The 13,866-nt window shown below is 68.2% G+C and carries 12 protein-coding genes and 2 pseudogenes; 6 read left to right on the top strand and 8 right to left on the bottom strand.

The features are described from left to right. Window positions 1-353: 353 nt before the first annotated feature. The 4 genes and pseudogenes from HNR51_RS07260 to HNR51_RS07245 all read left to right on the top strand — a co-directional run bounded on the left by HNR51_RS07260 (window position 354) and on the right by HNR51_RS07245 (window position 4,116). Window positions 354-851 (top strand): MarR family winged helix-turn-helix transcriptional regulator, encoded by a 498-nt coding sequence (locus HNR51_RS07260; RefSeq protein WP_182554470.1) that lies wholly within the window; start codon window positions 354-356, stop codon window positions 849-851. Continuing rightward, a pseudogene (locus tag HNR51_RS07255) lies at window positions 848-2,889 on the top strand (FUSC family protein). Before HNR51_RS07260 ends, HNR51_RS07255 begins: the two are co-directional and overlap by 4 nt. Before the next feature lie 24 nt (window positions 2,890-2,913). Next, window positions 2,914-3,123, top strand: coding sequence for a DUF1656 domain-containing protein (locus HNR51_RS07250; protein WP_182554469.1), 210 nt, complete (start codon window positions 2,914-2,916; stop codon window positions 3,121-3,123). 45 nt (window positions 3,124-3,168) lie between these two features. Next, window positions 3,169-4,116: an efflux RND transporter periplasmic adaptor subunit gene (locus HNR51_RS07245; protein ID WP_182554468.1), complete on the top strand. Its 948-nt coding sequence runs from the start codon at window positions 3,169-3,171 to the stop codon at window positions 4,114-4,116. A 313-nt stretch (window positions 4,117-4,429) separates the two neighbouring features. Here the strand turns inward: HNR51_RS07245 and HNR51_RS07240 are convergent, their stop codons facing one another. Further along, window positions 4,430-6,655, bottom strand: coding sequence for a xanthine dehydrogenase family protein molybdopterin-binding subunit (locus HNR51_RS07240; protein ID WP_182554467.1), 2,226 nt, complete (start codon window positions 6,653-6,655; stop codon window positions 4,430-4,432). A 14-nt stretch (window positions 6,656-6,669) separates the two neighbouring features. Then, window positions 6,670-7,140, bottom strand: coding sequence for a (2Fe-2S)-binding protein (locus HNR51_RS07235; protein WP_182554466.1), 471 nt, complete (start codon window positions 7,138-7,140; stop codon window positions 6,670-6,672). A 136-nt stretch (window positions 7,141-7,276) separates the two neighbouring features. Between HNR51_RS07235 and HNR51_RS07230 the strand changes: the two genes are divergently transcribed. Continuing rightward, window positions 7,277-7,867 (top strand): hypothetical protein, encoded by a 591-nt coding sequence (locus tag HNR51_RS07230; RefSeq protein WP_182554465.1) that lies wholly within the window; start codon window positions 7,277-7,279, stop codon window positions 7,865-7,867. 107 nt (window positions 7,868-7,974) lie between these two features. On the opposite strand, the gene HNR51_RS07225 is transcribed toward HNR51_RS07230, so the two are convergent. Together HNR51_RS07225 and HNR51_RS26655 are read right to left on the bottom strand one after the other, a co-directional pair. Further along, the gene (locus HNR51_RS07225) at window positions 7,975-8,445 is read right to left on the bottom strand and encodes a hypothetical protein (RefSeq protein ID WP_182554464.1); all 471 of its coding nucleotides are present in this window, start codon (window positions 8,443-8,445) and stop codon (window positions 7,975-7,977) included. Continuing rightward, window positions 8,442-9,818, bottom strand: coding sequence for a GNAT family N-acetyltransferase (locus HNR51_RS26655; RefSeq protein ID WP_239681537.1), 1,377 nt, complete (start codon window positions 9,816-9,818; stop codon window positions 8,442-8,444). The genes HNR51_RS07225 and HNR51_RS26655 overlap by 4 nt, the downstream gene beginning before the upstream one ends. Here HNR51_RS26655 and HNR51_RS07215 point away from each other — a divergent pair. After that, window positions 9,738-10,778 (top strand): LysR family transcriptional regulator, encoded by a 1,041-nt coding sequence (locus HNR51_RS07215; RefSeq protein ID WP_182554463.1) that lies wholly within the window; start codon window positions 9,738-9,740, stop codon window positions 10,776-10,778. The genes HNR51_RS26655 and HNR51_RS07215 overlap by 81 nt on opposite strands. Before the next feature lie 145 nt (window positions 10,779-10,923). Here HNR51_RS07215 and modA read toward each other — a convergent pair whose 3' ends face one another. From modA to HNR51_RS07195, 4 genes and pseudogenes are all read right to left on the bottom strand, one after another. Further along, the gene (gene modA / locus HNR51_RS07210; protein ID WP_182554462.1) at window positions 10,924-11,721 is read right to left on the bottom strand and encodes a molybdate ABC transporter substrate-binding protein; all 798 of its coding nucleotides are present in this window, start codon (window positions 11,719-11,721) and stop codon (window positions 10,924-10,926) included. A 35-nt stretch (window positions 11,722-11,756) separates the two neighbouring features. Continuing rightward, window positions 11,757-11,882: pseudogene (locus HNR51_RS07205) on the bottom strand (NAD(P)-dependent alcohol dehydrogenase); the annotation flags it as partial. Window positions 11,883-11,938: 56 nt separating this feature from the next. Next, complete coding sequence (gene hemP, locus HNR51_RS07200; protein WP_210279859.1) at window positions 11,939-12,052, bottom strand: hemin uptake protein HemP; 114 nt, start codon at window positions 12,050-12,052, stop codon at window positions 11,939-11,941. Window positions 12,053-12,336: 284 nt separating this feature from the next. Continuing rightward, window positions 12,337-13,782, bottom strand: a complete 1,446-nt coding sequence (locus HNR51_RS07195; protein ID WP_182554536.1) for a PepSY domain-containing protein — start codon at window positions 13,780-13,782, stop codon at window positions 12,337-12,339. Between the last annotated feature and the right edge of the window lie 84 nt (window positions 13,783-13,866).

Here is a 13,866-nt window from a genome sequence, read left to right as displayed (position 1 = left end):
TGCACAGGGGTTCTGGCGCTGATCAGGTGCCGAACCTGAGCATTGCCGGCTCGGCCCTGCCGACGCGACGCGCACCGCCCTAGAAGCACCGGCGACGCGCCCCGAGCCAATGGCGATGGACCCGGTGCGCGAGGTCTATCTCTTCACAGCGGACGCCGCGGCCGCCGTGATGGCGCTCGCTCACCGATGAACGCCGCTCGACGCCAGGACGGGTGCCGCTCGGTCGGCGCAGTCGCGTCCGGCCGTCCAAGGATCCTGTCCGGCTTGAATGGATGCAAACCAATCGATAGTCTGCTATCAATCTATTCGGTACGAGGCATTTGCCTCAGCCCGGCCCAGAGGGAAGCAGTCGGATGGCAGCGGAGGGCTCGAGCCAGCTTTGGCTGACCTACACCCACGCGCTCCTGCTCTCGGGCCGCCAATGGAGGCGGCTCGCCAACGCCACCACGGATGCGCACGGTGTCTCCGAGGCGAAAGCGTTGCCCCTGGTGCTGATCGGTCGCCTGGGCGGTGAACCGCGCCAGAACGCGTTGGCGGAAGCGGTCGGGATCGAGGGTCCGTCGCTCGTGCGCCTCCTCGACCAGCTCGAAGCGGCCGGCCTCGTCACGCGCAAGGAGGACCCGACCGATCGCCGTGCCAAGGTCCTGAGCCTCACCGACACCGGACGCTCCCAGGTCGCGCGGATCGAAGCCGACCTCGACCGATTGCGAAAGGCGGTGTTCTCGAAGGTGAGCGCGTCCGACCTGGAGGCGAGCCTTCGGGTGTTCCGGGCCATCCAGGACCGAGTGGGCGGCCCGTCCGAGACCGGTCTTTCCGGGGATAGGATCGCGCACGGCGAGGCCGCGGAATGAGCCTGCCGGGCTGGCGTGACTGGGCGTTCGCGCTCAAGACCTTCGCGGCGGCGATGCTGGCCCTGTTCCTGGCGTTCTGGATCGACCTGCCGAACCCCTACTGGGCGCTCGGCACGGTCTACATCACCAGCCAGGTGCTCGCCGGTGCCACGCGCTCGAAGGCGCTCTACCGGGTGCTCGGCACCCTGCTCGGCGCCGTGGTGACGGTGGCCCTCGTGCCGAACCTCGTGAACGCTCCGGAACTTCTCACCCTGGCCATCGCGCTCTGGGTGGCGGCGTGCCTGTACTTCTCGCTGCTCGATCGCACGCCCCGCAGCTACCTGATGATGCTCGGCGGCTACACGGCGGCCCTGATCGGCTTCCCCGCCGTCGGCGACCCCGGAACGATGTTCGACACCGCCGTGGCCCGGGCCGAGGAAATCACCCTCGGCATCCTCTGCGCCAGCCTCGTGAACACGATCGTGCTGCCGCAATCGGTGGCGCCCGTGATCACCGCCCGGCTCGACCTCTGGCTGCGCGACGCCCGGGGCTGGGTCATCAACGTTCTCGGCCGCGCCCGCACGGGTAAGGATACGCAGGCGACACGGCTGAAGCTGGCGTCGGACGCCGTCGCGTTCGACGCGTTGGCGACGCCCTTGCGCTACGACATGACCGGGGCGGAACGCTCGGCCGAGGCGATGGCGACGTTGCGCCAGCACATGCTGATGTTCCTGCCCATCGCCTCCGCCGTCTCGGACCGGATCGACACGCTGGAGCGGATGGGCCCCCTGCCGCAGCGTCTGCGCTCTCTCCTCGACGACATGGCCGGATGGCTTGCATCCGGAACCACCGACCAGGCGCAGGCCGACCGCTTGAAAGCCGCCGCCGACGCGCTCGAGCCCGCCCTCGGCGAGCGTGCATCCTGGGATGCCCTGGTGCTGGCGAGCCTGCTGGCACGCCTGCGCGACTTCATCGATCTACGCCAGGACGCCCGCATCCTGCAGCGGCACATTGCCGACGGGACGCCGGTCACCGAGGCCATGACCTTCCGCTACACCGCCGCGGCGCGCACGATACGCCACCGTGACCATGGCATGGCGCTGCTTTCGGCCGTGGGCGTGTTCCTGACCATCCTCGTCACCTGCGCGATCTGGATCGCGACCGGATGGCCCCACGGCTCGGCCGCCCCGATGATGGCGGCGGTCGGCTGCAGCTTCTTTGCCGCGCAGGACGATCCCGCGCCGTTCATCGTCAGCTTCGCCAACTCGGCCATTCTCGGCGCCCTCGGGGCGGGCACCTACCTGTTCGCAGTCCTGCCGCTGGCGACCACCTTCGAGATGCTGGTTCTCGCGCTGGCCCCGGCCCTCCTAGTCTGCGGCGTCTTCATGGCGCAGCCGAAGACGGCGCCCCTGGCGATGGGAGCGGCGGTCAACGGCTCGGCCATGATCGCTCTCCAGGGCAGCTACACGGGCGACTTCGCCGCTTTCGCCAACTCATCCGTCGCGGTCATCGTCGGGATGTGGGTGGCCGCCATCGTCACGCGCCTCGTCCGCTCGGTCGGCGCCGGCTGGTCGGCCCGGCGCCTGCGGGCCATCAACCGCCGCAGCCTCGCCCGCGCGGCCGAGCGCCAGGTTGCGCAGAACGGCCTCGAACTCGCGGCCCTGATGCTCGACCGGGTCGGTCTGATCGCGCCACGGCTGGCCGCTCTGCCGCGCGAGGACGCGGAGTGGACCGCGGACCTGTTGGCCGAAGTGCGCATCGGCATCAACGTCGTGGAGTTGCGGCGCGACCGTCGACACCTCTCGAAGCCTGCCCGGGAGGCCGTCGAGACGCTTCTCGCCGCCCTGTCGCGGCACTTCGGGGCCGAGGCGGCGACGCCTGCCCGCGCACTGCTCGATACCATCGACGATGCGCTCGGCGCCGTGTCCCTCGATGCGCGGCAGGCTTCCGGCGTGCGGCGCTGATGGGGCTCGTCGGCATCCGGCGCGGCCTCTTCCCCGATGCGCCGCCCTACCGTCCGAACCTGCCTTCGACCACGCATCCGGAACTCGCGGCATGACGGGTGAACCATGACGGGTGAACCATGACGGGTGAACTCGACCTCTACGGCGTCTTCGTGCCGAGTCTGGCGGCCTGGATGCTGCTCGCCTTCGCCATCAGCCTGCCGCTGCGGCGGGTGCTGGCCTGGGCCGGGTTCTACCGCCTCGTCTGGCATCGTCCCCTGTTCGATCTTGCCCTCTACGTCGTGCTGCTGGGCGCCGTCGTCTCGGTCGCGGTGCCGTTGACCTCCTGATCGACGGGCACGCCCGGCCACGCCCCAGACCTTCCGGATTGACCCATGTCTCGGCTTCTCGCCCTCTCGTTCCGCCTCCTCGTCACCCTTGGGATGGTCGCCGCCGCCATCGTCGTCGGGCTGGCCCTGTGGGATTACTACATGGAGGCCCCCTGGACCCGGGACGGGCGGGTGCGGGCCGACGTGGTTCAGGTGGCCCCCGACGTCTCCGGCCTCGTCACCGAAGTGCTGATCACGGACAACCAAGTGGTCAAGCAAGGCGATGTCCTGTTCCGCATCGACCCCGACCGCTTCGCGCTGGCCCTGCGGCAGGCCGAGGCGGTGGTCGAGGGCAAGAAGGCGAGCGCCGTGCAGGCCGCGGCGGACTACGCCCGTTACCTGAAGCTCAGCGACGCCGCGGCGTCCCAGCAACGGGTCGAGGCGGCGCAGGCGGCCGACCTCGAGGCCAAGGCGGCCTACGGCCAAGCGATGGCCGACCGCGATCTCGCCAAGCTCAATCTCGACCGCTCCGCCGTGAAGGCCTCGGTCAACGGTCGCATCACCAATATGGGGCTGCGGCCCGGCACCTACGTCTCGACCGGCCACGGCGTCATGGCGCTCATCGACAGCGACACCCTGCGGGTGGAGGGCTACTTCGAAGAAACCAAGCTGCCGCGCATCCATGTGGGCGACAGGGCCAGCATCCGCTTGATGGGCGAGAAGGAGACGCTGTCCGGTCACGTTGAGAGCTTCGCGGGCGGCATCGAGGACCGGGAGCGGACCGCGGGTTCGAACCTGCTCGCGAGCGTCAACCCGACCTTCGCCTGGGTCCGGCTCGCCCAGCGCATCCCGGTGCGGATCAAGCTCGACGGCGTTCCGGACCAGACGCGGCTGGTCGCGGGCCGCACCGCCACGGTGGCGGTCGAACCCGATGGCGAGACCCCGCATTTCAGCCTGTCCGGTGCTTGGCGGGGAGCCCCGGACCCCGCGCCCCGGGGCGCAGCCACCCGTTGAACAGCGTTCAGCGGTTTGAACGAAGGGGTGCAAAGGACAGAGAGGCCGATCGTGACAACCGGGACATCCGGCGAGCCAGATCGCATCCGGTCCGGGGCGCCATACCGGGTCGGAGCCGTGATCTGGAGCCTGAGCCGGATTGTCTAGTTGCGCGCTCTCCTCGACTTTCGCGGTCTCGCCGAACTGATGGGAAGCGCGGTCGTGACAGGCGCAAAATCGGCGCCGCTGACAGCCGGAATTCGCGGGGAGCCGACGGCCCGCGGCCCCTGAGGAGCAGCGGGCCGTCCGGTCGCGCGTGGCTGCCGCGGGCGCGTCAGGTCGCTTGAAGGGCCGCTTTCACCTTGGCGGGCGTGAACGGCACCGAGCGCAGACGCGCGCCGGTCGCGTCGAAGATCCCGTTCGAGATCGCGGCCGGTACGATGGCGGCCGAAGGCTCACCCGCGCCCCACGGCTTCTCGGTCGGTCGATCGATCAGATCGATCACGACCTCGGGCACGTCGGGGAAGGTCAGGATCGGGTAGCTCACCCAATCGAGACTCGTCACCGCACCGCGGTCGAACGTGACCTCTTCCAGCAGGACGCGGCTCACGGTCTGGATGACGTTGCCGTCGAGCTGATTGCGCACGCCGTCCGGGTTGATGATCTGGCCGCAATCCTGAACCACGAAGAAGCGCGGCACGCGCACCTGCCCGGACCGGCGGTCGACCTCCACTTCGGCCACGCCCGCCACATAGGTCCGGTTCAACTCGTACTTCACGTAGGACAAGCCGCGCCCGCGCAGGACGTCGCCGGAGGCGTCGTTCTTGGGCGAGGGCCGGACCTGCCACTTGGCGATGTCCGCCACCCTCTTCAGCACCTCGATGCCGCGCGGATCCTTGAGGGCGCGCAGGCGGTATTCCAGCGGATCGGCGCCCGCGGCCGCTGCGCATTCGTCGAGGAAGGCCTCGTTGGCGTAGGTGTTCTGCATCCGGCCCGGCGTCCGGATCCACGAGGGCCGGAACGGCGTCGTGGCCAAGCGGTGGCAGACCGTGCGCACGTTCGGGAAGGCGTAGGGCAGGGCCGAGTTCTGGATGATGTTGCCCGGCGACATCGTGGTCTCGTGCGGCAGCCCGGCGAGATCGGCCGCCACCAGCGGCACGTTCCCAGCCGCGCCCTCGGGCACGTGGAACTGCGAGGACCAAGCGGCGACGTTGCCGTCGCCGTCGAGGCCGGCCTTCAGGTCGATCAGCGTCGGCGGTCCCTTCGGGTCCCATCCGTGCTCGTCCGCGCGCGACCATTGCACCCGCACCGGCCGGCCAACCGCGCGGGCCAGGAGCGCCGCGTCACCCGCCGCGTCCTCGTGGCCGTTGCGGCCGTAACAGCCCGACCCCTCGATGTAGATGCAGCGCACCGCCTCCGGCCTCAGGCCGGTCATCGCCGCGAGTTGCTTGCGCAGCGCGTGCGTCATCTGCGAGGCGGTCCAGCAGGTGAGGAGCCCGTCCTCGAACTCCGCGATGGCGCAGGAGGGCCCGATCGACCCGTGGGTGTGAATGGCGAAGTCGTAGCTCGCCTCCAGGACGCGCGCGGCTTGGCCGAGCGCCGTCTCGGCGTCCCCCGTGCTACTCGTGACGTCGTCCTTCGTCACCCGGGTGGCGCGTACGTGCTGCCAGAGCTTGTCCTGCTCCGGCAGGCCTTCCCAACGCGACCACGTCGCCTTGATCTGCCCGGCCGCCTTGACGGCCGCCCACTCCTTCTCGGCAACGACCGCGAGGAAGTTGCCCTGGCGCACCACGCGGATCAGACCCGGGATGTCCGCGACCGAGGCCTCGTCCACGCTCTGCAGTTCCGCGCCGATGGCCGGCGGGCGGACCACGCGGGCATGCACCATGCCGGGCACGCGATAGTCCTGCATGTAGGTGAAGCGGCCGGTGATCTTCTCCGGGATGTCGATCCGCGCCACCGACTTGCCGACGAGAGCGAAGGTCGCCGGGTCCTTGGTGGTAACGGTGGGATCGACCTTCAAGTCGAAGCGCCCCGCCTTGACGAGTTCGCCATAGGTAAGGCCCGGTCCGCCGGCCTTCGGCCGCACGGTGCCGTTCTCGCTCACCAGTGCCTCGGCGGGCAGACCGAGCTGTTCGCCTGCGAGCCGAACGAGGTGGGCCCGCGCCGTCGCGGCCGCCTGTCGGATCTCGACGCCGCCTTTCTGGATCGAGAGGCTGCCGTAGGTCGGTCCCTGGTCGGGAGTGAGCGCGGTATCGCCCTGCACGACGCTGACGCGATCGAGCGGCAGGTCGAGTTCCTCGGCGGCCATCTGCGCCAAGGCGGTCTTGATACCGGTGCCGAGATCGACCTTGCCGGAGAAAATGGTGGCGCGACCATCGGCGCCCAGCGCCAGGAAGCTGTCCACCTGATCCGGCGCGACCGGCTTCGAGAAGCCGTTGGTGGCAACCGGTGCAAAGACCTGCTGCGCGAGGGCGTCGCGACCCGTGAGCGAGAAACCGACGACCAGAGCACCGCCCTGGAGGAGCAGGCTGCGGCGGGAAAGGGTGGGCGCGTTCATCGCTGAAGACTCCCTCAGAGTGTGCCGGCGGCGCGCCGGACGGCGCGCACGATCCGCAGGTGGGTGCCGCAGCGGCAGAGGTTCTGTGCCAGCGCCTGCCGGATCGCCGCCTCGTCGGGCTTGGGTGTCTCGTTCAGGAGGGCCGCCGACTGCATGATCATGCCGTTGATGCAGTAGCCGCACTGCGCCGCCTGCTCCTCGATGAAGGCCGCTTGCACGGGGTGGAGCTTGTCCGGTCCGCCGAGGCCTTCGAGAGTCACGATCTTCGCGCCCGGCTTCAGGCCGGAGACCGGGGTGATGCAGGAGCGCACCGCTTGCCCATCAATATGCACTGTGCAGGAGCCGCACTGGCCGAGGCCGCAGCCGAAGCGCGGGCCGTGCAGGCCGAGATCATCGCGGAGCACGTAAAGAAGCGGCGTTTCGGGATCATCCACGGTCACGCGCGTCGCGTTCCCGTTCACGTCCAGCGACATCTGCTGCGCCATCGTGCGTCTCCCTGGAACTATTCTCGTATGCTCGGCCTATACCCGGCGCAGAGCCGGAGCAACGCGCCCGCATGACGGCAAGCATCCGTTTGCTGCCCGGGATCCCGATCCGGCTGAGCGTAATCAGGGAGGTTCCATGTCCGCGCGCAGCCGCCTCGCTCTCGCGTTCGCGCTCGTCCTGGCAGCCGGCGGGGCCGGGGCCGCCGAACCGATCGTGCCGGACTGGCCCGAGCCCGCACGACAGGCTGCGGCCTCGATCACGGCCAAGTACGGTCAGCCGCAGGAACGGACGGCGAGCCTGCTGATCTGGCACCGGAACGGGCCATGGATCCGGACCGTGGTGCACAAGGTCGGGGCCGAGCACGACTTTCCGGCCAAGCACAGCGACGTGGTGGAGCAGAGCCTGCCCTACAAGGTGCCGCTCAATCTCTACAATGCGGTCGCGACCTTCAACGGGAGCGTGATCCCGGACCGGACGCGGGGCACGCTCACGGCCTATGGCGGGAGTGAAGCCGAGAACGTCCTGAGCCTGAACCTCGCCCGCGCGGTGGTGCGGGGCGAGCTGACCCCCGAGCAGGCGCGCGAGAAACAGATCGCCGCGGCTCGGGAATTGCGGGACGGAGGGACACCGGAGTTGGCCGCGAAGCTGACCGTCGAGCAGCAGCAGGAAGGCGATGTCTCAGATCCCGATACGGCGATGATCCTACCGCCCGGACGCACGCCATAGGGCAGCGCTCTCGGGCCTCGCCGGCTTCTTTTCGGAAGACCGTTCAGACGACCGAGAGGCGAGGGATCCCGTCCCTTCGATCGAGACGGGGTCCGCCAACCTGCGCCTCAGGCGGTTGATTTGGTTTTACCGGATCGGGCCAGGAGGACGGCTGTGCGGATCGCCCCGGCGACGAAGGGAAAGGCGTTCAAAGCTTCGCTGCCGGTGACGGTGGTTCCGTCTCGAAAGCTCACGACGTCAGCCTTCGCGATCACGGCCTCGACGAACCGATCGAGTTGCGCTTCCGTCGCGGCATCGGTGTCGGCCTCCTCGACGAGGTGGTCCTTCTCGATCAGTGCCCGGGCGAGCCGGTCGGCGAGTGCCATGTATTGCTGCCCGATGTCCTCGAGGATCGTCGCCAGCTCCAGGGGAGGCTTGGGTTGAGCGCACATCTCCGCCACCAAGCTTTCGTGGAGAGGCATGACCGTGTGGATGTAGCTCCTGAAATGCAGGTCCGCGGTCTGGATGAGTTCTGTAGCCATGGAGGCGCCTATCCGTGACGATGTCTTGAGGGAGTCGGTGGCCGTGGGCCGGATCACCGGCCTTCCTTCGGCCGTTTGGCGGCACGATCGCCGGAACGCTCCAAGACGCCGGTGGTGTGCCAACGGCCTTCCGGGCGGATGATAACATAGGGGTCGGCACCGACCGCGATGGCGTTGGGGTGTGGCTCGATCTCCGCCAGCATCTCGACGTAGTCGTAGTCCGAGAAGGCGAATTCGCGGGCGCCCGGGAAGGGACGTGCGCCGGCGCGCCGCCAGAAATTCACCAGCCCCTTCTGCGCGTGCCCGTAGACGCGCGCATAGCCCTTCATCCGGCAGAGTTCGTGCGCGGCCTTGACGATGAGCGGGGCCAAGCGGGACCGCCGGTATTCTTGTCGCACGGCGAGCCGCTCGACCTTGGCGAAGGTCGCGAAGCAGCGGACGCGCAGCGAGGCCGCCGGCTCGTCACCGGCGTAGCCGATGAGATGCGTCGAGGAGAAGTCGTTGCCATCGAACTCCTCCTCGAACGGGCAGGCTTGCTCACCGATGTAGACCGCGCTGCGGATCGCCATCACCTTGGCGAGGTCATCATGGGTGCGCACGACCGTGACGGTGTAGTGCTGACCCGGCGTCGGATAGCTGTCGTACAGCGGCCGACCGAGAGGCGAGCCGGGCTTGCGGAACACGTACAAGCCGGAGGGGGCGGTCGGCTGGATCGTGTCGAGCGGCTCGAATCCCAGCGTTGTGATGAGCCGTCGTCCGCTTGTCGACGCGGCGCGGGCATAAAGGTCCGCGTGACGGTGGAGCGGGCTCGACATCTGGTCGAACGCGATCCCGACCCCGCCCGCCAAGCCGGGCGCGTAGATCGCCCAGACATAGATGGCCGTCGAGGGCTCGTGCTGAGCGGTGAGATGGAAAGGATCCGGGTCTTGCACGTTGAACGTGCCGTTGAGGAGCGCTGCGTGACCGGCCGCCGTGAGCGGAAGCCATGCGATGATGCCCTCCGCATGGGGGGCGGCGCAGTCGAACCCCTCGCGACGAGCGAAGGCCAGGACACTGGCCGGATTGTTTGACATGATGCGGCGGATCACGCCGAGGTTGGTTTCCGTGCCGAGATCGTTGCTGGCCCGCTCGAAGAGGCGGGCGACCTCCTCGAAGCCGGGGGTGTAGGCGACGACGCGGGTCGACAGTTTATGGGAGGCTTGCTCGTCGAGGGGATGCCGCCTGACCGAAACAAGGCTGTTGAAGGGGGCTGCGTTGGTGAAGTTGGTTTCGTGCCGCGTCATTGACGAGTTTTCCACGTCAAGATGAAAACTTACTGCAAAGCAATTGCCATCGCCCGAGGCTGATGTATGCCGACACGCCGCGAACGCCGCGTTCCACGGGCGGAACGCCTGCCTGTAGACCGGGCCGCCGACGACCTCGACTGGCACAGCCTCCGGCTCTTCCTTCAGTTGTACCGGGCCGGTAGCTTCCGAGCCTGCGCTGCTTCCCTGGATATCTCGGTGAATTCGCTGCGGCGGAGGATCGAGGCGCTCGAGGCTGCGCTTCAGCTCCCATTGTTCTTCCGCACCGTTGACGGGATCCGACCGACGGCCGGCGGCGAGCACATCCTGGCGGCCGCCGAGGCGATGGAGCAGGCCGCCTTCCGGGTCCTGCGAGCCCGAGGAAGCGTTTCGAACGACATCGAGGGGGAGGTGCGGATCGCCGTGACGGAGGGTCTGGGCACGGCGTGGCTGACGCCGCGACTCGTCGAGTTTCAGAATGCCTTCCCGAACCTCCGGGTGGCGTTGAACTGCGCCATGAACTCGGCCGACGTCCTCCGCATGGAAGCCGACATCGCCGTGCAGCTGACACGCCCAGAGGCGGCCGACGTGAAGCTCGTCCGGCTCGGCTACCTCCACACCATGCCGTTCGCGTCGCGGGCCTATGCGGCTCGCAACGGCCTTCCGACGAACGTGGACGAGCTCATCGAGCATCGTCTCATCCTGCAGATCGCCGAGCAGACCTCGCAGTTATCGATCTTCGGGGACATGCTGCCCCGGTTCCCCTACCCACCCACCGTCCCGATCACCACGAACACCAGCAGCGCGCTTGCCCTGGCGATCGCGAACGGAGCGGGCATCGGCTGGCTCCCGACATACGTCAGTTCACTCCAAACGGGTCTATTGCCCGTCGATTGCGGCCTCAACTTTCGCTTCGACGTCTGGCTGACGTACCATCCGGAAGTCGAGGTGATCCCGCGGGTGCGCCAGACGATCAACTGGATCAAGTCCTCCTTCGATGCGGGACTCTATCCCTTCTTCGGAGAGACTTATATTCACCCGGCCGATCTGCCGACGGTTGACCGGCACATTCCGTTGTCCGAGCTTTACAAAGGTTTCGTGCCCTGAAGGTGTGCCTTCTCTAGATTGGCCGAGATCAACGAGTTGCGGCAGCGGTACTCGATCCCCGGGGCTATTCCGCCCCGGTCCGATGCGGAAAGCCACTTCGATGAGCGCGGGACGGTGTGCACCGAACCGGCAGCAGGCCAGTGCGTCACTGCGCGGCGGCAGTCGAGCGGTTCAGCACGGTGAAACCTTGTTTCTCGAAGGCGGCCTTGGCGGCGGGGCCGCGCAGATAGCTCAGCAGCGCCGCTGCGTCCGGATTGCGCGAATCCTTGATGATCGCGACCGGGTAGATGATCGCCGGATGGCTGTCGGCCGGAAAGGTGGCGACGATTCTCACATTCGCATCCGCCGCCGCGTCGGTGGCGTAGACGATGCCGAGCGGCGCCTCGCCGCGCGAGACGAGGAGCAGGGCCGCGCGCACGCTCTCGGCCTGCGCGATCCTGTCCTTCACACCCGCCCAGCCACCGAGCTTCTCCAGGGCCGCCTTGCCGTATTTGCCGGCGGGTACCGCATCGACATTACCCATGGCGAGCTTTCCGGAACCGAGGGCCGCGGTAAGGTCGAGGCCGGGGCCCATCCTCACCTCGGCCTTCGACTCCTTCGGGGCGATCAGCACGATGGTGTTGGCCAGAAGGCTCACCCGCGTGCCGGGCTGGATGAGATCCTTCGTGGCAAGATAGTCCATCCAGTCGAGATCGGCGGAGAAGAACAGGTCGGCGGGCGCGCCCTGCTCGATCTGCTTGGCCAGCGTGTTCGAGGCCGCGTACGAAACTTTCGGGGCCGGCTTGCCGTCCTTGGCGTAGCTTCCGGCGATGTCGTCGAGGGCGTTCTTCAAGCTGGCAGCGGCAAAGACCGTCGGCGCGTCCGCCGCCGGTGCGGGGAGTGTGCCAGCCAGGGTGATGGCAACGAGACCGGCCAGGAAACGGGTGCGGGTGAGCTTGGCCATGCAGGGCAGATCCTGTGTCGAACGAGGGGAATGGATCAGGCGGCCCTGGGCAGGCTCGCCATGTCGATGACGAAGCGGTCCTTCACGTCGCTCTTCAGCATGCGGCTGTACGCCGTTTCGCACTGCTCGATCGAGGTCATCTCGATGTCGGCGGTGACGCCGAGCAGGGTAGCGAGCATCGCCCGGCGGGACAGGCGCGGCGAAGAGACGGTGGGGATCATTTCATCAGGATCAGCATGTTGTTGCTCGTGACGCGAAGGCGATAAGTCGCGCCGTCATGGACGATCACGACCGCGCGTCGCCCCTGCATCAACACGTCCGAGGCAATCATCGTCCCGGCTGTCCGAAGAGGAGGCATCGGGATGGGCTCGCCGTCTCGGGCATGAGCCGATAGAAACGTTCGTTCTAACTATCACGATTTTGAACTAAGGACCCGTTTATGGGTCCAGGCCAGCAAGGGTTAGACGTAATTCTGACATCGGACAAGGCGCGAGCATCGATGATGTTGCGCGACAAAGATGTGCTGCCGATTTCGATTACACGCAGCCTCGTCAATCCGATCCGCACGGCATTCGGCCGCGTCGCGTCGGCCGCGGACCGACGGCGCCCGGAACGTCACCTGAGGCGGCGCCAGCCGATCACCACGCCGGAGATCGAGATGATCAGGCCGGCGGCCGAGAGCAGCCAGAGCACGGCGTCCCAGGCTGGGCGCCGCTGCAGCAGGAAGCGGAAGTCGAAACTGTGCGGAGCGTTGAACAGCCAGCGATAGGTGCGGGAGGATCGGTCGGCACGGGTGAGCACCTCGCCCGTGGCCGGATCAAGATGGAACCAAGTTGCATCCGGATCGTCGAACGCCACCCGCAGCACCGGCAGGCGGCGCAACCCGTGGTGAGCGTACCAGTAGGCGTCCTCCTCGGTCAGCAGCGTGGCTTCGCGGAGCGAGGCGTCGGGGAGCAGGCGCCGGGCGGCCGTAACGAGGTCGGACATCGTCGGAGCAGCGGACACCGCGGCACAGCAAACCGACACCGCGCCATCCCGGCAGACCAAGACCGCCTGCGCTCGGCCGCCCAGCCAGCCGAGCCGCGCCTCGACCGCGTCGGGACAGGCCGCGGCGCGGAGGGCCGCGAGGTCGAGGTCCCAGCGGGCTTCTGTCATGCCGGCATAGCGTTCGAGCATGGCCTGGCTCGGAGTACGAGGACCGAACCAGTGGTTCGGATTCATCGACAGCCAGCCGCTGGCAACGAAGGTCAGCAGGGTCAGGCCGCCGATCAGGCCGCCGATATGGTGCCACGCCGCCCAGCCGCGATAGGGCGAGACCGAGCCCGACGCGTAGCGGCGGCGTAGCCGCACGCGGAGCAGGCCGACCCAAAGGCCGGTGACCGCACCGACGATCGCGACGCCCGAGACCCACAGGACCACGTCCCGCCACAACGCGGCCTGCGCCCGCAGCGGCGTCAGGTAGATCCAGTGCGGGATGGCGCCGAACCAATTCCACAACCGCTCCCGCCCCGTCGTGTTGAGGGCGATCTGACCCGTGCGGGCCGAGACGTAGAGCTGGGTGTCGTCCGGATCACCCAGGGCGACGAGATGGAACGGCCGCAGGGGATCGTAGCGCGCGGTCACCGACCACTGGTCGCGATCGACCGTGCCGAGGAGCCGGGTCCGGACCGCGCGCCGATCATGTTCCGCAATGGCGAGGGCCTGACCGGCCTCGATGCCGGTGATCGGACGAGGCGCGACAGCGGAGACGGTGGCCTGCCGGCCGTCCCAGCCGACCATGCGGTAGACCGGTTCCCGGTCGAGCATCGTCAGGCGCAGGTCGCGCGGGAACCGGGTCTGCCCGCCGGCTTCGAGCGCCTCGCGCGGCGTCACCGTCACCTGATCCCAGGCCAGGAGCGGCAGGCCACCCCGGCGCTCCGCCTCCGTCAGGCTGGGGAAGCCGACATACATCATAACGAGGCCCGACGCGAACCACGTCACGAACAGCAGGCAGGTCACGATGCCGAGCCAGCGATGGGCGAGATAGAGCCAGCGCTTCCCGCGCTTGATCAGCGGGCGCATCATCGATGGCACCCTGCAGGGCCGGTCGCGGGTCCGATCGGCGTGCGCGGGCGGCGGTCATCGACAGGGTTGCACGCGCGGGCG

Source organism: Methylorubrum thiocyanatum, assembly GCA_014138645.1.
GTDB lineage: Bacteria > Pseudomonadota > Alphaproteobacteria > Rhizobiales > Beijerinckiaceae > Methylobacterium > Methylobacterium thiocyanatum.
Note: the sequence above shows the minus strand (reverse complement) of the source record. Positions and strands in the feature narration are given on the sequence as shown.